At 41.1% G+C, this 18,523-nt stretch carries 20 protein-coding genes; all 20 read left to right on the top strand.

Translation table 11 applies throughout. The annotated features are described in order from the left end of the window. The first annotated feature begins 2 nt into the window (after positions 1 to 2). Positions 3 to 248 carry a DUF3098 domain-containing protein gene (locus Q0486_RS05035; protein ID WP_154045006.1) on the top strand — a complete coding sequence of 82 codons (246 nt, stop codon included), beginning with the start codon at positions 3 to 5 and terminating at the stop codon, positions 246 to 248. Positions 249 to 260: 12 nt separating this feature from the next. Next, positions 261 to 1,064, top strand: coding sequence for an undecaprenyl-diphosphate phosphatase (locus Q0486_RS05030; protein WP_287678509.1), 804 nt, complete (start codon positions 261 to 263; stop codon positions 1,062 to 1,064). Between the two features lie 13 nt (positions 1,065 to 1,077). Further along, positions 1,078 to 1,782 carry a tRNA pseudouridine(55) synthase TruB gene (gene truB / locus Q0486_RS05025; RefSeq protein WP_154045012.1) on the top strand — a complete coding sequence of 235 codons (705 nt, stop codon included), beginning with the start codon at positions 1,078 to 1,080 and terminating at the stop codon, positions 1,780 to 1,782. 19 nt (positions 1,783 to 1,801) lie between these two features. Then, a complete protein-coding gene (gene queA, locus Q0486_RS05020; protein ID WP_287678508.1) occupies positions 1,802 to 2,857 on the top strand; it encodes a tRNA preQ1(34) S-adenosylmethionine ribosyltransferase-isomerase QueA in 1,056 nt (351 codons plus the stop codon). Positions 2,858 to 2,859: 2 nt separating this feature from the next. Continuing rightward, a complete protein-coding gene (gene folK / locus Q0486_RS05015; RefSeq protein WP_299230810.1) occupies positions 2,860 to 3,315 on the top strand; it encodes a 2-amino-4-hydroxy-6-hydroxymethyldihydropteridine diphosphokinase in 456 nt (151 codons plus the stop codon). A gap of 444 nt (positions 3,316 to 3,759) precedes the next feature. Further along, positions 3,760 to 5,052: a methionine adenosyltransferase gene (metK, locus tag Q0486_RS05010; RefSeq protein WP_154045002.1), complete on the top strand. Its 1,293-nt coding sequence runs from the start codon at positions 3,760 to 3,762 to the stop codon at positions 5,050 to 5,052. A 117-nt stretch (positions 5,053 to 5,169) separates the two neighbouring features. Next, a complete protein-coding gene (locus Q0486_RS05005) occupies positions 5,170 to 5,757 on the top strand; it encodes a TIGR00730 family Rossman fold protein (RefSeq protein ID WP_299230806.1) in 588 nt (195 codons plus the stop codon). Positions 5,758 to 5,778: 21 nt separating this feature from the next. Beyond that, a complete protein-coding gene (locus Q0486_RS05000; protein WP_299230804.1) occupies positions 5,779 to 6,561 on the top strand; it encodes a DUF4271 domain-containing protein in 783 nt (260 codons plus the stop codon). A gap of 4 nt (positions 6,562 to 6,565) precedes the next feature. Beyond that, positions 6,566 to 7,312, top strand: a complete 747-nt coding sequence (locus Q0486_RS04995; protein WP_235327116.1) for a uroporphyrinogen-III synthase — start codon at positions 6,566 to 6,568, stop codon at positions 7,310 to 7,312. A gap of 106 nt (positions 7,313 to 7,418) precedes the next feature. Then, positions 7,419 to 7,814, top strand: coding sequence for a ribonuclease P protein component (gene rnpA / locus Q0486_RS04990; protein WP_299230800.1), 396 nt, complete (start codon positions 7,419 to 7,421; stop codon positions 7,812 to 7,814). Between the two features lie 12 nt (positions 7,815 to 7,826). Further along, positions 7,827 to 8,048: a membrane protein insertion efficiency factor YidD gene (gene yidD, locus Q0486_RS04985; protein ID WP_235327130.1), complete on the top strand. Its 222-nt coding sequence runs from the start codon at positions 7,827 to 7,829 to the stop codon at positions 8,046 to 8,048. A gap of 17 nt (positions 8,049 to 8,065) precedes the next feature. Further along, a complete protein-coding gene (locus Q0486_RS04980) occupies positions 8,066 to 8,710 on the top strand; it encodes a TatD family hydrolase (protein WP_299230799.1) in 645 nt (214 codons plus the stop codon). A gap of 102 nt (positions 8,711 to 8,812) precedes the next feature. Continuing rightward, the gene (gene tyrS / locus Q0486_RS04975) at positions 8,813 to 10,105 is read left to right on the top strand and encodes a tyrosine--tRNA ligase (RefSeq protein WP_299230798.1); all 1,293 of its coding nucleotides are present in this window, start codon (positions 8,813 to 8,815) and stop codon (positions 10,103 to 10,105) included. Between the two features lie 169 nt (positions 10,106 to 10,274). Then, positions 10,275 to 11,363 (top strand): TlpA disulfide reductase family protein, encoded by a 1,089-nt coding sequence (locus Q0486_RS04970; protein ID WP_299230796.1) that lies wholly within the window; start codon positions 10,275 to 10,277, stop codon positions 11,361 to 11,363. A gap of 100 nt (positions 11,364 to 11,463) precedes the next feature. Next, on the top strand, positions 11,464 to 13,392 hold the full coding sequence (locus Q0486_RS04965) for a heparinase II/III-family protein (RefSeq protein WP_299230794.1): 1,929 nt from the start codon (positions 11,464 to 11,466) through the stop codon (positions 13,390 to 13,392). A gap of 319 nt (positions 13,393 to 13,711) precedes the next feature. After that, a complete protein-coding gene (locus Q0486_RS04960; RefSeq protein ID WP_299230792.1) occupies positions 13,712 to 14,716 on the top strand; it encodes a hypothetical protein in 1,005 nt (334 codons plus the stop codon). 106 nt (positions 14,717 to 14,822) lie between these two features. Continuing rightward, complete coding sequence (pstS, locus tag Q0486_RS04955) at positions 14,823 to 15,872, top strand: phosphate ABC transporter substrate-binding protein PstS (RefSeq protein ID WP_154044993.1); 1,050 nt, start codon at positions 14,823 to 14,825, stop codon at positions 15,870 to 15,872. Between the two features lie 90 nt (positions 15,873 to 15,962). Next, the gene (gene pstC / locus Q0486_RS04950) at positions 15,963 to 16,820 is read left to right on the top strand and encodes a phosphate ABC transporter permease subunit PstC (RefSeq protein ID WP_204391488.1); all 858 of its coding nucleotides are present in this window, start codon (positions 15,963 to 15,965) and stop codon (positions 16,818 to 16,820) included. Between the two features lie 21 nt (positions 16,821 to 16,841). Next, on the top strand, positions 16,842 to 17,714 hold the full coding sequence (pstA, locus tag Q0486_RS04945; protein ID WP_287678497.1) for a phosphate ABC transporter permease PstA: 873 nt from the start codon (positions 16,842 to 16,844) through the stop codon (positions 17,712 to 17,714). Beyond that, entirely contained in the window at positions 17,702 to 18,472 is a 771-nt protein-coding gene (pstB, locus tag Q0486_RS04940; RefSeq protein ID WP_299230787.1) for a phosphate ABC transporter ATP-binding protein PstB, read from the top strand. The genes pstA and pstB overlap by 13 nt, the downstream gene beginning before the upstream one ends. The last annotated feature ends 51 nt before the right edge of the window (positions 18,473 to 18,523 follow it).

Below are 18,523 nucleotides of genomic sequence, written 5' to 3'. Positions count from 1 at the left end.
ATATGGACAGAACTAAATTTGCATTCGACAAGACAAACTTCATCCTTCTGGGGATAGGAATGGCAGTCATCATCATCGGCTTTCTGCTGATGACAGGACCTGGTTCGACAGAAACAGCATTCGAACCGGACATTTTCAGTGTGCGCCGCATCAAAGTAGCACCATTTGTATGTTTCGTAGGATTTATTTTCATGATATACGGCATACTGCGTAAACCAAAATCAATTTCAGAAAATATCGAAAATTAAGAATAACAAAACATGACTTGGATTGAAGCTATTATTCTGGGACTCCTTCAAGGACTCACAGAATATCTGCCTGTGAGTAGTAGTGGGCACCTTGCCATCGGTTCTGCACTTTTCGGGATAGAAGGTGAAGAAAACCTGACATTCACCATTGTGGTGCACGTGGCAACTGTACTTAGTACGCTAGTGATATTGTGGAAAGAAATAGACTGGATTTTCCGCGGTCTGTTCAAATTCCAGATGAACGAAGAAACTAAATATGTATTGAACATCATAGTTTCCATGATTCCTGTGGGAATTGTCGGAGTGTTCTTCAAAGACTATGTAGAAGACATATTCGGTTCAGGACTTCTGATTGTAGGAATAATGCTGTTGCTTACTGCGGCTCTTCTGGTGTTTTCATATTATGCCAAGCCCCGCACCAAAGAGAAAATCAGCATGAAAGATGCATTCATCATCGGTCTGGCACAGGCTTGTGCAGTAATGCCGGGATTGTCACGTTCAGGTTCTACCATCGCTACAGGACTATTGCTTGGCAACAAAAAAGAATCACTCGCACAGTTCTCATTCCTTATGGTTATTCCTCCAATATTGGGCGAAGCTCTTTTAGACGGTATAAAGATTGTAAATGAAGCATCTGCTGCCGATGCCGGTGTATCGGTAGGTGCACTTGTAGCAGGCTTCCTTGCAGCCTTCATTTCCGGATGTATCGCCTGCAAATGGATGATTAACATTGTCAAGAAAGGAAAACTGGTTTACTTCGGTATTTATTGTGCGATAGCCGGAGCCATAACTATAGCTGTATCATTACTCAACTAAAACGGTCTGTATGCTGGATTTTAAGGAAGGAGAAATTCTATACATAGACAAACCGCTGAAGTGGACATCGTTTGCTGTAGTAAACAAGCTTAGATATCACATAAGCCGCAAAATGGGGGTGAAGAAAATAAAAGTGGGACATGCCGGAACACTTGACCCTCTTGCTACGGGAGTGATGATTATATGCACCGGAAAGGCAACAAAAAGAATAGAGGAATTTCAGTATCACACCAAGGAATATATCGCCACTCTGCAACTGGGAGCTACCACTCCGTCGTTCGACCTTGAAAAGGAGATAGATGCGACATATCCTACCGAACATATCACACGCGAAATGGTGGAGGAAGTACTGAAAAAATTCATAGGAACCATAGAACAGGTGCCACCGGTATTCTCGGCATGTAAGGTTGACGGTAAAAGAGCATACGACCTTGCAAGAAAAGGCGATGAAGTTGAACTAAAAGCCAAGACACTTGTTATAGATGATATAGAGCTTTTGGAATGTAACCTGCCTGAGATAAAAATCAGAGTAGTCTGCAGCAAAGGAACTTACATCAGAGCCTTGGCAAGGGACATCGGACAAGCCCTCGACAGCGGTGCACATCTCACAGGACTGATACGTACCCGCGTGGGAGATGTGAAGCTGGAAGACTGTATGAAACCTGAAGATTTCGAGCAATGGCTCGACAAGCAAGATATTAAAGTTACAAACGATTAAGGAAAGAAAGGAACAAAAGATGAAACTGTCACAATTCAAATTTAAATTGCCGGATGAAAAAATTGCTCTGTATCCTACAGAATACAGAGACGAGTCACGCCTGATGGTGGTACATAAGTCAACAGGCGAAATAGAGCACAAGGTGTTCAAGGACATCCTGAATTATTTCGACGACAAGGATGTGTTTATCTTTAACGACACTAAAGTATTCCCTGCACGTTTGTACGGAAACAAAGAAAAGACAGGCGCTAAAATCGAGGTATTCCTGCTCAGGGAACTGAACGAAGAACTACGTCTGTGGGACGTTCTTGTTGACCCGGCACGTAAGATACGTATCGGAAACAAACTGTATTTCGGCGAAGACGATTCAATGGTAGCCGAAGTTATAGACAACACTACATCAAGAGGACGTACACTGCGCTTCCTTTATGACGGTCCGCATGATGAGTTCAAGAAAGCCCTTTATGCGCTTGGCGAACCACCATTGCCTCCATTCATACACCGTCGTGCTGAAAAGATTGACGAGGAACGCTTCCAGAATATCTTTGCAAAGAATGAAGGAGCCGTAACCGTTCCTGCTTCAGGATTGCACTTCAGCCGCGAGCTTATGAAGCGTATGGAAATCAAAGGTATCGACTTTGCATTCATCACAATGCATGCAGGACTTGGCAACTTCCGCGAAATAGACGTTGAAGACCTTACAAAACATAAAGTTGATTCAGAGCAGATGTTTGTCAATGCAGAAGCATGCCGCATAGTAAACAATGCCAAAGACAACGGTCATAACATCTGTGCCGTAGGTACTACTGTAATGAGAACTATCGAAACTGCAGTAAGCACAGACGGACATCTCAAGGAATACGAAGGATGGACAAACAAGTTCATCTTCCCTCCATACGATTTCAGCGTGGCAAACTCAATGGTGAGCAACTTCAACATGCCTATGTCAACAATGCTTATGCTTGTTTGCTCATACGGTGGATACGAACTTATCATGGATGCCTACAACATTGCCCTTAAAGAAGACTACCGTTTCGGTACTTACGGCGACGCAATGCTTATACTCGACAAATAATTATGGCAAAAGTATTTTTGGGCCTTGGAACCAACCTTAGCGACAAAAGAAAGAATCTGCTAACGGCAGTAACCAATATAGAAGAGAAGATAGGGAAGGTGACTTCCCTATCTTCTTTTTATGAAACAGAACCTTGGGGATTCAAGTCGGACAACTCATTCCTGAATGCAGCCCTTTGTGTGGAAACATCGCTTGAACCAGCAGCCATTCTTCATATTATAAAGGAAATAGAAATAGAAATGGGCAGAACACAGAAATCTGTAAACAAAGTATATTCCGACCGCCCTATTGACATCGACATTCTCCTTTACGACGATATGATTATGAGGTCAGATGAACTGACCATTCCCCACCCGCTTATGACAGAAAGGGATTTCGTTATGAAACCATTATTAGAGATTGCAGGCGATGCTGTACATCCTGTTTTTAAGAAGAGATTAAAAGAAATATCACATTAGTGTAGAGTGAATTTCTTACATAATTTGAGCTGTCGCATAATTTGCGACAGCTCAAATTATAATATCAACACCGAACAAAAAACTAAAATATCTTGAATAAATCTATAAACAACACTGTGGTTTATAGAGATATCACTGTGATTTATACAAACAACAGTGTTGTTTATAAAAACACAAGTTTAATTTATAGATTATGCCGGCACATTTACAAGTTTTTTCCCGCACATCTATAACTTTCCAAGGCCAAGTATGTTAAAATAATATGCATTTTGTAATTATTCCAATTAATATGCGTATCTTTGCAGGCGGAAATAAAAAGTGGAAAGATTTGAGTAGCTTGCAACCACGGAAAAAAATGCTAAAACACATATATTTATTCCTACATTCCTACTCTGTCCGTACACGGATAATTACAATCACTAATTTTTTAATTTAAAACGTAAAATGGGATATTTATTCACATCCGAATCTGTGTCTGAAGGACACCCCGACAAAGTAGCCGATCAAATATCGGATGCTGTGCTTGACAAACTGTTGGCTTATGACCCCAGTTCTAAAGTAGCTTGCGAAACATTGGTAACTACCGGACAGGTGGTACTGGCAGGAGAAGTGAAAACCAATGCGTACATCGACTTGCAGCGTGTAGCCAGAGAGGTTATCAACAAGATTGGCTATACAAAGAGCGAGTATATGTTTGAAGGAAACTCATGCGGAGTACTTTCTGCTATTCACGAACAGAGTGCAGATATCAACCGCGGAGTGGAACGCGAAGAACCAATGGATCAGGGTGCAGGCGACCAGGGTATGATGTTCGGTTACGCTACAAACGAAACCGAAAACTACATGCCTCTTTCGCTCGACCTTGCTCACAAGATACTTAGAGTGCTTGCCGACATCCGTCGCGAAGGCAAAGTAATGACTTACCTCCGTCCGGACTCAAAAAGCCAGGTTACTATCGAATACGATGACGACCGCCGTCCTGTAAGAATAGACACTATCGTAGTTTCTACACAGCACGATGAGTTCGTTGCTCCTGCAGATTCTTCTAAAGAAGCTCAGTTGAAGGCAGACGAAGAAATGCTTGCTACAATCCGCAAGGACGTTATCGAAGTACTTATGCCAAGAGTGATAGCAGAGATACACAACCCTGCTGTATTGGCTCTGTTCAACGACAACATCAAGTATCACGTAAACCCTACCGGTAAGTTCGTTATCGGTGGTCCTCACGGTGATACAGGTCTGACCGGACGTAAGATTATCGTTGACACATACGGTGGAGCCGGTGCTCACGGTGGTGGTGCTTTCTCTGGTAAAGACCCAAGTAAGGTTGACCGTAGTGCAGCATATGCTGCTCGCCACATCGCTAAGAACCTTGTAGCAGCAGGTGTAGCAGACGAGATATTAGTACAGGTTTCATACGCTATCGGTGTTGCAAAACCTATCAACATCTACGTAAACACTTACGGAAGAAGCAATGTAAAAATGACCGACGGTGAGATAGCCAAGAAGATTGACGAAATATTCGACATGAGACCTAAAGCTATCGAACAGCGCCTGAAACTCCGCAATCCAATTTACAGCGAAACAGCTGCTTACGGACACATGGGACGCGAACCAAAGGTCGTTACAAAAACATTCGAATCTGTTTACGAAGGCAACAAGACTGTTGAGGTAGAACTCTTTACATGGGAGAAACTGGATTATGTTGACAAAGTAAAAGAAGCTTTCGGACTATAATCCAATAAGATATAAAATGAAGAATGAATGGCACATAGTGTCTTCATTCTTCATTTTTTTGTATTGACAGGTTACAAAATCATTTGCAATTAGCTCTTAACAACTAAAATCAAGAATTTGGAAAATATAAAATCAGTATGCGTTTATTGCGCATCAAGCACAAAGATAGACGAGGCTTATTTCGAAGCAGCAAGACAATTAGGTAAATTGCTGGCAGAAAAAGGTATAAATGTAATAAACGGAGCCGGATGTCAGGGACTAATGGCAGCCGTATCGGATTCTGCTCTTGAAGCAGGAGGAAAAGTGACAGGAGTTATTCCGCACTTCATGGTAGAGCAAGGTTGGAACCATACGGGACTGACACAGACCATTGAAACCGAAACGATGCACGAAAGAAAGAGCCTCATGGCAGAGATGAGCGACGCTGTAATCACACTGCCGGGAGGATGCGGCACATTGGAAGAACTGCTGGAAATAATCACATGGAAGCAGTTGGGGCTATATCTCAAACCAATAGTGGTTCTGAACATAAACGGATATTTCACTCCGTTGCTCAATATGCTTGAAAAAGCCATTGAAGAAAATTTCATGAGACCGGAACATGTAAAACTGTGGGAAGTGGCAAATACTCCGGAAGAGGCCGTAGATTTATTATATACGATACCTATGTGGAACAAAGAATTTCGTAAATTTGCAGCCATATAAGCATTTATCCAGATACCAGATATGAATGAGTGGAAATTATTCAACGACAGCGTATGCGTAAGACCTGAAACCGAACAAACAATCATACCGGCAGACAGCGGTATGCAAGGTGAGGTCATGCCTTACAAGTTGGTATCGGACAGTAACGTCATGACTGCTATAATGCTAGGTTTCCTACTCATTGTCATAGCCATACAAAATGAGAAGAAAGGGATCTATAGGATATTACGCAACTGTATTTCAGCTTCACCAGACAGGACAAATCTATTCGATGACAGCTACAACTCCACATCAAACATACCAACAGTACTCCTGTGCGTGGTATCAGGAATTATGGGTGGATTACTCATCTATCACTACTACTCCTACTCCAACCCGGATTTTTTCTTTAACGCAAACCATCCTGCAATGATGGGAATCTATGCGGGAACGCTGATTATCTTTCTACTAATAAAATGGATAATGTACTCATTCGTAAACTGGATTTTTTTCGATAAAGAAAAAAACAGGCTATGGATAGAAAACGTTTTTAACATAATTGCCGCACTTGGTTTCACACTTTTCCCCACAGCACTTTACATTGTTTTTCTTGACTCTGAATTTCATTTTTCCTCAAAAATCATACTAATTATCATCTTTATAAGTAAAATATTGTTATTTTACAAGTGTTTTAGGTACTTTTTCAGTAGTTTTCATGGCGCTTTGCATTTAATTTTGTACTTTTGCACCCTCGAAATAATACCCGACCTGTTTCTGTGGAAAGGTATAGAATTAATTAACAGCATATTGATATTAAAAACTTAAAGCATTGAAGATAAAGAAAGTTCTTGTTTCTCAGCCAAAACCGACAACAGAGAAGTCTCCTTATTTTGACATTGCTGAGAAATACGGAGTGAAGATAGATTTTCGCCCGTTTATAAAAGTAGAAAGCCTTACTGCAAAGGAATTCAGACAGCAGAAAGTATCTATTTTGGACCATACAGCTATCGTGTTTACATCACGCCATGCAATAGACCACTTCTTTAATCTTTGTGTGGATCTGCGTGTTACGATACCGGAAACAATGAAATATTTCTGTACATCAGAAGCTATCGCACTTTACATACAGAAATATGTACAGTACAGAAAACGCAAGGTATTCTTCGGCCCTAGTGGAAAATTTGCTGATTTGCTGCCTACAATTATCAAGCACAATACAGAGAAGTATTTCATCCCAATGTCGGATGTTCATAACGATGAAGTTAAAGACTTGCTCGACAAACACAAGATACAGCACACAGAGGCTATCATGTATCGCACTGTAAGCAATGACTTCACACCGGAAGAAAGTTTTGATTACGATATGTTGGTATTCTTCAGCCCTGCAGGAATACAATCGTTGATGAAGAACTTCCCTAACTTCGAGCAGAAGGACATCGCAATAGGATGTTTCGGACCTACAACAGCCAAGGCTGTGAAAGATGCAGGACTGCGTCTTGATCTTGAAGCTCCATCTGCAGCAGCTCCGTCAATGCCTGCCGCACTTGATTCTTTCATTCGCGAGCATAATAAGTAATAAAAGAATAAATATCACCCATAATCGGGAGTTTTGTATCAGGAAAGTTTTTAACTTTGCGGTGCGGAACTCCCGATTTGTTTTTTTAACCATAAAATAAAGATTAATGAGCGAGAAGAAAATATTCACATTACAGAAGGAAGAGAGACTGAACAGCAAAATAATCATAGAAAAGCTGTTTTCAGGTGGAAGCAAGTCTCTGCCGGCATTCCCGCTCAGAATAGTCTATATGCCTGTAGAGGAAGAGTCGCTCCCCACAATATCACTTCTGATAAGTGTCCCGAAAAAGAAATTCAAAAGAGCCGTAAAAAGAAACCGTGTAAAAAGACAGATAAGAGAGGCCTACAGGAAAAACAAGTTCATACTGAAAGACTTTCTGGAAAAAGAAAATAAAAAAGCAGCAATAGCTTTCATCTGGCTCGGGAACGAGTTATGTGACTCTTCTGAAATAGAAAGTAAAGTAATTAAGCTGCTTCAGCTTACTGCCGAAAAGTTTGTGTGAAAGATGAAAACCATAAAACTGATATTTACTTATCTGCTACTGGCTCCGGTATATTTTTACAGAAACTGTATTTCGCCGTTTACACCTCCGTCATGCAGGTTCACCCCTACGTGCTCACAATACGCCATAGAGGCCTTAAAGAAACACGGTCCTGTCAAAGGTTTGTACCTCACTATAAGAAGAGTCCTCCGCTGCCATCCGTGGGGTGGTTCAGGATATGATCCTGTGCCTTAATCCAATATACCACTATCATGATTACTGATATCCATTCACACAACGTTTCAGCCATGCATGAATACAAAATAAACAGTTTCTGCATGAAAGACAAGGATACCGTAGATTTCATATCAGCAATACATATTTCTATAGGTATCCATCCGTGGTATGTTACTGCAGACGACATAGAAGAACAGACTGAATGGATAAAACAAACTGCAATAAACGACAAACGCGTAATTGCAATAGGCGAATGCGGAACAGACAAACTGTGCAATACAGATATCAATCTACAGTATGAAGCATTCTGCAACTGTATAACCTTATCAGAAGAACTTGAACTCCCCCTCATAATACACTCCGTAAAGACATCTAACGAAATAATAAAACTAAGAAAATCCATAAAGCCAAAACAGGCATGGATCATACATGGTTTCCGTGGAAAACCTGAACAGGCATTACAATACTTAAGCAATGGATTCTATTTGTCTTTCGGAAAGTTATATAACACTGAATCAATAAAAATAACACCCCACGACAGACTATTGTTTGAGACAGACGAACACAGCGGAAACATCATAGAAATAATCACAAATGCAGCGAAAACACTTGACATTCCGACTGATAAAATACAGAACATCGCATCAGAAAATGCTAAACGTCTCTTTTTTAATAGATAAAAATTGGTTATTCAGATAAAGTGTCGTAATTTTGCCATCAACAACTAACGGTAAACGAAGTTAAACCAAAAATTTTATATGTTAAACTAAGAATTTCATTCGATGAACTTTGTAGAAGAATTAAGATGGCGCGGAATGGTACACACCATGATGCCAGGCACAGAAGAACTACTTGAAAAAGAAATGGTAACAGCTTACCTCGGTATTGACCCTACTGCAGACTCTTTGCACATCGGTCACTTATGCGGTGTTATGATGTTAAGACATTTCCAGCGTTGCGGCCACAAGCCGTTGGCTCTTGTAGGTGGTGCTACAGGTATGATTGGCGACCCGTCCGGAAAATCACAGGAACGTAACCTGTTGGACGAAGAAACATTGCGCCATAATCAGGAGTGTATCAAGAAGCAGTTGGGCAAATTCCTCGATTTCGAATCGGACGCCCCAAACAAGGCAGAACTGGTAAACAACTATGACTGGATGAAAGACTTCTCATTCCTCGACTTCGCACGTACAGTAGGAAAGCACATCACCGTAAACTACATGATGGCAAAAGATTCTGTACAGAAACGTCTTAACGGAGAGGCACGCGACGGACTTTCATTCACTGAATTCACTTATCAGCTGCTGCAAGGATATGACTTCCTGCATCTGTATGAAACCAAGAACTGTAAACTTCAGTTGGGCGGTTCCGACCAGTGGGGTAACATCACCACAGGTGCCGAACTGATTCGCCGTACAAACGGTGGTGAGGTTTACGCACTTACATGTCCGCTTATAACAAAAGCCGACGGTGGTAAGTTCGGTAAGACAGAGTCAGGAAATATATGGTTGGATCCTCGATATACATCTCCATATAAATTCTATCAGTTCTGGCTCAACGTCAGCGACGAAGACGCTAAGAAATATATCAAGATTTTCACTTCAATATCAAAAGAAGAAATCGACAGCCTGATAGCTGAACATGAAACAGCTCCTCACTTGCGCGTTCTTCAGAAACGCCTTGCCAAGGAAGTTACTATCATGGTTCACTCTGAAGAAGACTACAATGCAGCAGTTGAAGCATCAGGAATCCTGTTCGGTAATGCAACTTCAGAAGCTCTGAAGAAACTTGACGAAGATACTCTTCTTTCAGTATTTGAAGGTGTTCCACAGTTCGAAGTTGCCAAGGCAGATATCGAGGCCGGAATAAAAGCTGTTGACCTGTTTGCTGAAAAGACAAACATCTTCCCTTCAAAAGGCGAAATGAGAAAGCTGGTACAGGGCGGTGGAGTTTCTTTGAACAAAGAGAAACTTGCTGCATTCGACCAGACTATCACAAGCGAAGATTTGCTTGACGGTAAATATCTTCTCGTACAGCGTGGAAAGAAAAACTATTATCTGGTTATTGCAAAATAAAAAAACAATACACATTTTTCAGGGTCGTAGAACATTCTGCGACCCTTTTTTATTATAGCTGATTATTAATATTTGCAAAAATTATCGGCTATACAATAAACCTTTGTAACTTTAGACTTTGGAAATATAACGGTAATCATTTAATAAATATACAATATCCTGGTTAATTATGAAAAATATTATCTTCGTAAGCTTTTTGGGGATTTTATATGCATGTAGCCCCTCTCCTCATTCTAGCGAATATTCTGTAACAGGTGTGGTAAGTGACTCATCAGCAAATGGAAAGAAAATCTATATTTTGCGTTACGACGATAACCGTTATATAGACAGCACTATCATTGAAAATAATCAGTTCACGTTCAAAGGACAGGTCGATACAGCATCTTATTGCCGTATTGATGTAGACAGAGGTGTGTATGCTAATTTTATTCTGGAAAATGGTAATATTCGGGTAGACTTGCAAAAGCACAATCAACCATCTGGAACTCCGCTGAACGATAAAGTTGCCCAACTGGCACTGGCTGAAGATAGTATCAATGAACTTATTAACCGACGTCGTCAAGAAATCATGGAACAATGCGGGAACGACAAACAGGCTTTTGATTCCCAGATGAAAGAGTTCGTAAAGTTGCAAAAGGAATCAATTGCTGATAAATGTGCGGCTTTATACGAAGGTCATTGGGATGATGCTTTTGGATATACCCTCCTGTATTCGCAACTCTTCGACTTTACTCCACTAGAACAACAGAAAGTTCTTCTTGAAAAGTTCGGTAATTGGTTGAAATCCACCAAGACAGTACAAAGAATAAGCAAAAAAATTGAAGCTCAGGAAAAGACAGCTGAAGGTATGCCATACATAGATATTACAGGTACTGATGCTGAAGGGAACAACATTGCTCTCTCTGACTTCATTGGTAAAGGAAATTACGTATTAATGGACATGTGGGCAAGTTGGTGTGGCCCATGTAAAGGAGAAATACCTAATCTGGCCAGACTACATAACAAGTACAAAGATAAAGGATTAACCGTGATAGGCCTATTTGTATGGGACAATCAGGAGAACCTGAAGAAAGCCATGGACTCAGAAGGAGTTACTTGGCCACAGATTTTTGACAAAGAAAACAAGTCCACCCAGATGTATGGGGTGGATGGTATCCCACACATAATCTTGTTCTCGCCAGATGGTACCATCTTGAAGCGTAACTTGCGCGGAGACATGATGATTAAAACAGTGGAAGAAATCATAAACCGTAAATAGGAAATGTTCTATATATTCACAATTGTAATATTCATTATAACCCAATAAATATATTATCATTTACATCGAACTCACATTTAACCTATTAATTTTATCAAGAATGAAGAATCACTATTTACTGCGCTTATGGAGTGTATGCTGCCTACTTACACTAATAGTATCAGCCTCGTATGCATACACCGAAAGAAATTTATTGCAAAATTACATCACAAAAGGACAGCTTAAGGAAGCATTGGTAATGAACGGTGCCTGGGTACCATATCCTGAATATTCCGACCGCGAAGGCTGGAATTCACTACTCAGCGAAGAAGACAGGCAGACACTCATCAAAGCCGGAGAAAAGATTCTCGACTACAAATGGCAGGTAATACGTGCTACTGACTATCTGGAATACGAACGTAGCGGCGAAAGAAACATTATGCAGAATCCATACGAAGCAAATCGCAAAGCCATAAACGTACTTATGATGGCCGAACTTGCTGAAGGAAAAGGACGTTTTATCGACCAACTGATAAACGGTGTATTCTTCAGCTGTGAAATGACTTCATGGGTTCTGTCTGCACACTTGCCAAGACAAAGCACCAAACGCTCTATGCCGGACTGGCGTGAGCAAATCATAGACCTTGGTTCCGGTAACTACGGTTCTATGTTGGCATGGGTATATTATTTCTTCCACGATACATTCGATAAGGCAGATCCGGTTATATCGCTTCGGCTGCGCCACGAACTTCAGGAACGTATTCTTGACCCTTACATGGAAAACGACCGCGAATGGTGGATGGCTTTCTACTGGAAACCTGGAGAGATTATAAACAACTGGAATCCTTGGTGTAACTCAAATGTACTTCAGTGTTATCTTCTTCTTGAAGAGGATCGTGACAAACTTACTGATGCAGTATGGCGAACAATGCAGTCAGTAGATAAATTCATCAATTTCGTAAAATCTGACGGAGCATGCGAAGAAGGACCTTCTTATTGGGGACACGCAGCTGGAAAGATGTATGACTATCTACAGATACTGTCCGACGGTACAAACGGAAAAGTATCTCTATTCAAAAATCCTATGATACGCCGCATGGGTGAATATATCAGCCGTTCGTATGTTGGCGACGGTTGGGTAGTAAACTTTGCTGACGCTTCAGCAAAAGGCGGCGGCGATGCTCCATTGATTTACCGCTACGGACGTGCAGTAGGCAGCGAAGAGATGATGCAGTTTGCAGCATATCTGCTCAAAGGGAAACGTCCTACTATACCTCTAGGGAATGATGTATTCCGTACATTACAGTGTGTACTGCTGAATAAAGAGTTGGAACAGACCGAACCTGCTCACAATGTCCCTGCATGTACATGGTATCCTGAAACAGAATTCTGTTATCTTACAAACAACTCAGGTTGGTTCCTTGCCACAAAGGGAGGCTTCAACAACGAGAGCCACAATCATAACGACGCCGGGACATTCTCACTTTACATCAACAACACACCTATGCTTATTGATGCAGGAGTAGGAACATATACACGCCAGACATTCAGTAGCGAAAGATATTCCATTTGGACAATGCAAAGCAACTACCACAATCTGCCTATGATAAACGGTATTCCACAACGTTTCGGACAGGAATACAAAGCAACGAATGTTGTATGCAAAGAGAAACAGCGTTACTTCTCTGCCGATATTTCTACAGCATACCCTGAAGAAGCAGGCGTAAATAGCTGGACACGCGCATATAAATTAGAGAATAAACGTCTTGTAATAACAGACAAATTCTCTCTGAAAGAGACAAAATCTTATAATCAGGTGAATTTCCTTGTATGGGGAGACATAGATATTAGCAAAGCTGGAAAAGTAAGTATTAAAGTAGGTAACGAACATGCCACACTTGAATATCCTGCAAACTTCAAGGCCACACTTGAGACCATAGAACTTCCAGATACACGACTCTCAAACGTATGGGGAAAACAGATATACCGTATTGTATTGATTGATACACAAAAGAGACTTGAGGGAAGCTACAAGTTCATTATAAAGTAGTATTGAAAAACGTTTGCAAATTATTTTAAAGATATTTGCAAGCTTATATTCCGAAAAAATGAGCAAGTATCCTATATTGGTTAAATCACCAATTATTCTATGGATATTTGCTCATTTCTTATTATATACATATCACAAACAAGGTTATATTCCATGTAACATATTTGTAACATGTATTGCATTTGTATTTAATAAACTAATTATTAGACATATACATTAAGAGAATAAAATCATATTAATATTAATGTTAAGCAATTGTAACATGTTTGTAACACTAAACAGTCATTTTTGCATCGTGAAAATTAAGCAAGCTATAAATATGAGAAAGATTTTACTAAGTGTAATGTTGGCACTTACAATACCAACAGTAACATTTGCAAAGGAAAAGGAAGAAGAGAAAAAAGGGAGTGCAATCATTACCATCTATTCTGATTTGCATTCAGGATTCGGAACTGTGAACAACGACAGAGGTTTTAATTTGGACAGAGCTTACATTGGCTACCAGTATAAATTACCTCACAATCTCTTGATAAAGGCGGTTATGGACTTTGACCAGTCAGACGACGTTGATGACATACAGAGAGTAGGCTTTATCAAAAACGCAATGGTTTCATGGAAACACGAAGGACTGACATTGAACGGAGGTTTGATAAGCACAACACAGTTCAAGACTCAGGAAGATTTCTGGGGCAAACGCTACGTTATGAAATCATTCCAGGATGAATATAAGTTCGGTAGTAGCGCCGACCTCGCTGTATCTGCAGCATACAAATTTTGCGATATATTTTCTGCCGACGTAATAGTGGCAAACGGTGAAGGCTACAAAAAAGTACAAGTGGACGACGGTCTCCAGTACGGTGCCGGCTTGACACTCACTCCGATAAAAGGATTTATGGTACGCGCATACGGTTCGTACAACGAAGCCGGACAGAGCATAAAAGATGCGGCACAGAACAAAGACGATGTAAAAGGAACTACAAACATCGCATTTTTCGCAGGATATAAAAACTCTGCATTTTCTCTTGGAGCAGAATACAACTGGATGAAGAACACCAAGTTTGCCAACGGAAACGACAAGAGTGGTGCTTCTGTTTACACAACAATAAACCTTACAAAGAAAATCAACATATACGGACGCTGGGACTATCTCACATCAAAAGACTCATGGGACAGTGCTAAAGACGGAATGGCAGGCATGGCAGGTGTGGAATTCAAGTTGGGCAAATATGTAAAGCTATCACCTAACTTCAGAATATGGGCACCTAAGGCAGACGGAACGAAGAATCTTACATACGCATACTTAAACGCTTCATTCGCTCTTTAATAATTGTTCAAATGATGTTCAGCAAACGTTTAGTGAACATTCAGTGAACAGTAGCTAAACAAAAATCAGATAACTATAAAACAACAGAATATTAATTTTTTAAGGTATGAAAAAGATTTATTTATCACTCATTGCAGGTGTGTTTGCAGCAATAGTTTCTTCTTGCGGCGGACAGAAATCAAACGGAGTAGAACTTACAGGTGCCGGAGCAACATTCCCACTTCCTTTCTACACTATGTCATTCGACTCTTACGGAACAACAGGCAACAATAAAGTATCATACGGTGGTATCGGCAGTGGCGGCGGTGTCCGTAACCTTAAAGACGGTATCGTTGATTTCGCCGGTAGCGACGCTTTCCTTTCAGACAAGGAAATGAGCGAAATGAAACCGGTTGTACACATCCCGACTTGTATGGGTGCTGTAGTATTGGCATACAACCTTCCTGAAGTTACAGCCTTGAACCTTTCAGGTGATGTAATAGCTGACATCTTCGCAGGAAAAATCACAAAATGGAATGACGAACGTCTTCAGAAATTGAATCCTGATACAAAACTTCCTGAAAAGGATATCATCCCGGCATATCGTTCAGACGGTAGTGGTACTACTTTCGTATTCACTGACTATTTGAGCAAAGTAAGCGAAGACTGGAAAAACAACTTCGGCTGCGGTAAGACTGTTGATTTCAAAGTTGGTCAAGCTGCCAAAGGTAACCCGGGTGTAGCAGGTATCATCCGTCAGACTCCATACTCAATCGGTTATATCGGTTCTGAATATGCTTTCGCACAGAAAATACCATACGCAAGCGTTATGAATGTACGTGGCGAACTGGTTACTCCTTCTACAGAAAGTATCTCTGCAGCAGCTGCAGGCGAAATTCCACAAGACACTCGCTGCTCAATCACAAATGCTGACGCTGCAGGCGCATATCCTATCAGCTGTTTCACTTGGTTGATTATCTACAAAGAACAGAACTATTCAGACCGTACTATCGAACAGGCTAAAGCTACTCTTGACATGCTTCAGTACATGTTGAGTGCTGATGTTCAGAAAACTACTGAAACTGTACACTACGCTCCACTGCCACAGAGCGCAATCGAAAAGAGCCTCCAGAACTTGAAAGAAGTTACTTTCGACGGACAGGCTATCCTAAAATAAAATAATTAAGTTTTGACAAAAAAGTTGGCAAGGCAATATGCCATGCCAACTTTGTAAACTTATTAAAGCCTAACTAAAAAACAAATCAACATGCAAGACAAGATATTCAGGGCATTACTCATAATATCGGCAATAATAATACCGGTTATCGGCGTTGGAATTGTATTCTCTTTGGTGAATGATGCTTCAGGAGCATTCAAGGAATTCGGTTTCTGGAATTTCATTTTCTCTGACGATTGGGTAACTACAGCCGGAAAAGAGAAATACGGTGCGCTGCCGTTCATAACAGGTACACTTCTCACCACACTTCTTGCACTGCTCATGTGTATTCCATTCTCGCTTCCTGTAGCACTATTTACCGGTGAATATTTCAAGGGAAAGAAAATAGCAACCATACTGAGTACCGTAGTAGATTTGCTTGCAGGTATCCCGTCTATCATATATGGTTTGTGGGGATTCTATGCTCTTCGCCATGTATTTATGCACCTTAACCTTTCTCCACAAGGTTCCGGAATTCTGACAGCAGCTTTCGTACTTGCTATCATGATTGTGCCATACGCAGCATCGCTTAGTGCCGAATTCATAAAGATGGTTCCGTCTGATCTGAAAGAAGGAGCTTACGCTATGGGAGCAACCCGTGCCGAAGTAATCCGCCGCGTTATATTCCCTATGGCAGGTTCAGGTATCTTCTCGGCATATATCCTCGCTATCGGACGCGCATTGGGTGAAACCATGACAGTGACAATGCTTATCGGTAACACAAACCAGATGCCTGAAACACTGAGAACTACAGGAAACACCATGGCAAGTATCATTGCCAACCAGTTTGGCGAAGCTGACGGATTGAAACTTTCATCACTCATCGCAATCGGATTGCTTTTGTTCCTCATTACGGCAATAATAAACATGATAGGAAAGATATTGATACGCCGCGCCCAGCACGTATAACAATTCATCAATCAGAAGAATATGATAGTAAAAGACAATAAACTACAGATACGAAAATTCAAGAACGGACTCCTGTTCTGGACCGTATGCATACTTTCCGGTCTGACAGCGATACCGTTGCTTGCCATCCTCGGAGAAGTGTTCATAAAAGGTTGGGAACAGTTGGGATGGTCATTTATCACAGAAGCCACACCGAACGCTTATAAGGCAATGCAGGCAATGGAAGCAGGCGAAACAATACCGGGAGGTATAGCCAACGGTATAGTGGGAACTTTCCTTATGCTGTTCCTTGCCGCGATAGTAGCCATTCCTGTAGGAATATTCTGCGGTATCTGCCTTTCGGAATACAGAGGTAACTGGTTTGCAACAATAGTAAGTTATCTTACCGACCTTCTTCAGGGTACACCATCAATCATCATCGGTATCATCACATATATATGGGTTGTAGTTCCGATGAAAGGATATTCGGCATTTGCCGGAAGTGTTGCACTGTTCATAATGATGCTTCCACTCATCATCCGTTCCACAGAAGAGACAATGAAGATTCTTCCGGAAACCCTCAAGGAGGCAGGTCTTGCACTAGGAGGAAGCTATTGGAGAGTAATGCTTCAGGTCATGCTTCCATCAGCATTCGGAAGTATATTCACCGGTATTCTGCTTGCCATCTCCCGTGTAGTCGGCGAAACAGCACCACTTATGTTTACAGCACTTGGAGGCGCAGCGATAAGCTGGAACATGGCACGCCCTATGTCGGCAGTACCATTGCTTATCTGGGAATTCTTCAACGATCCTAACCTCCAAAGCCTCATCTGGGGAGCATCGTTATTCCTGCTCACCTTCGTATTATGTTTAAACTTATTAGCTAAAAGAATTGCAAAGAAATGGAAAATATAAAAGATCCTATCCTTCAAATACAGAATGTATCAATATCATATACAGGAAAGATTCTGGCAGTAAAGAATGTAAGTGCCGATGTTGAGAAGAACACCATTACAGCCATCATGGGACCTTCAGGCTGCGGTAAAAGTACATTGCTGCGTGCGGTAAACCGTATGCACGAGCTTTACAAGAATATCAACGTTACAGGTAAGATATTGCTGAATGGTGAAAACGTTCTTGAAATGGACCCTACTGAAGAACGCAGACGTATTGGTATGGTATTCCAGCGTCCTAATCCGTTCCCTACAATGAATATCTACGATAACGTACTTGCCGGATATATCCTCAACGGTATAAAGCTCCACAAAAGTAAGAAAGACGAAATAGTGGAACGCAACCTCCGCAACGTTATGCTTTGGGACGAAGTGAAAGACTCACTCACAAAACGTGGTACATTCCTCTCAGGAGGTCAGCAGCAACGTCTGTGTATCGCACGTTCACTGGCATTACAACCAGACATTCTCCTTATGGACGAACCAACTTCAGCGCTGGACCCTATCGCGACAAAACACATCGAGGAACTTCTTATCGAACTGAAGAAGGAAGTGACTATCCTTATCGTGACACACAATATGTCGCAGGCAAAACGTATCTCAGACCGTTCAATGTTCATGTTCCTTGGCGAACTGATTGAATACGATGAAACACAGAAGATGTTTACCAATCCTAATGATGAACGTACTCGTGCATACCTGACAGGTAAAATGGGATAATAATATTTATGTTGTAGTAGGAAAAGGACTGTTTCCCGGCATTGCAGGGAT

The sequence above is a fragment of the uncultured Bacteroides sp. genome (assembly GCF_937912035.1).
In the GTDB taxonomy this organism is placed as follows: Bacteria; Bacteroidota; Bacteroidia; order Bacteroidales; family Bacteroidaceae; genus Phocaeicola.
This window is presented reverse-complemented; position numbering and strand designations above follow the sequence as displayed.

Coding starts and splice junctions, on each gene's coding strand:
- Q0486_RS05035 (WP_154045006.1), top strand. CDS start 3: ATGGACAGAACTAAATTTGCATTCGACAAGACAAACTTCATCCTTCTG.
- Q0486_RS05030 (WP_287678509.1), top strand. CDS start 261: ATGACTTGGATTGAAGCTATTATTCTGGGACTCCTTCAAGGACTCACA.
- queA (WP_287678508.1), top strand. CDS start 1,802: ATGAAACTGTCACAATTCAAATTTAAATTGCCGGATGAAAAAATTGCT.
- folK (WP_299230810.1), top strand. CDS start 2,860: ATGGCAAAAGTATTTTTGGGCCTTGGAACCAACCTTAGCGACAAAAGA.
- metK (WP_154045002.1), top strand. CDS start 3,760: ATGGGATATTTATTCACATCCGAATCTGTGTCTGAAGGACACCCCGAC.
- Q0486_RS05000 (WP_299230804.1), top strand. CDS start 5,779: ATGAATGAGTGGAAATTATTCAACGACAGCGTATGCGTAAGACCTGAA.
- rnpA (WP_299230800.1), top strand. CDS start 7,419: ATGAGCGAGAAGAAAATATTCACATTACAGAAGGAAGAGAGACTGAAC.
- Q0486_RS04980 (WP_299230799.1), top strand. CDS start 8,066: ATGATTACTGATATCCATTCACACAACGTTTCAGCCATGCATGAATAC.
- tyrS (WP_299230798.1), top strand. CDS start 8,813: ATGAACTTTGTAGAAGAATTAAGATGGCGCGGAATGGTACACACCATG.
- Q0486_RS04970 (WP_299230796.1), top strand. CDS start 10,275: ATGAAAAATATTATCTTCGTAAGCTTTTTGGGGATTTTATATGCATGT.
- Q0486_RS04965 (WP_299230794.1), top strand. CDS start 11,464: ATGAAGAATCACTATTTACTGCGCTTATGGAGTGTATGCTGCCTACTT.
- Q0486_RS04960 (WP_299230792.1), top strand. CDS start 13,712: ATGAGAAAGATTTTACTAAGTGTAATGTTGGCACTTACAATACCAACA.
- pstS (WP_154044993.1), top strand. CDS start 14,823: ATGAAAAAGATTTATTTATCACTCATTGCAGGTGTGTTTGCAGCAATA.
- pstC (WP_204391488.1), top strand. CDS start 15,963: ATGCAAGACAAGATATTCAGGGCATTACTCATAATATCGGCAATAATA.
- pstA (WP_287678497.1), top strand. CDS start 16,842: ATGATAGTAAAAGACAATAAACTACAGATACGAAAATTCAAGAACGGA.
- pstB (WP_299230787.1), top strand. CDS start 17,702: ATGGAAAATATAAAAGATCCTATCCTTCAAATACAGAATGTATCAATA.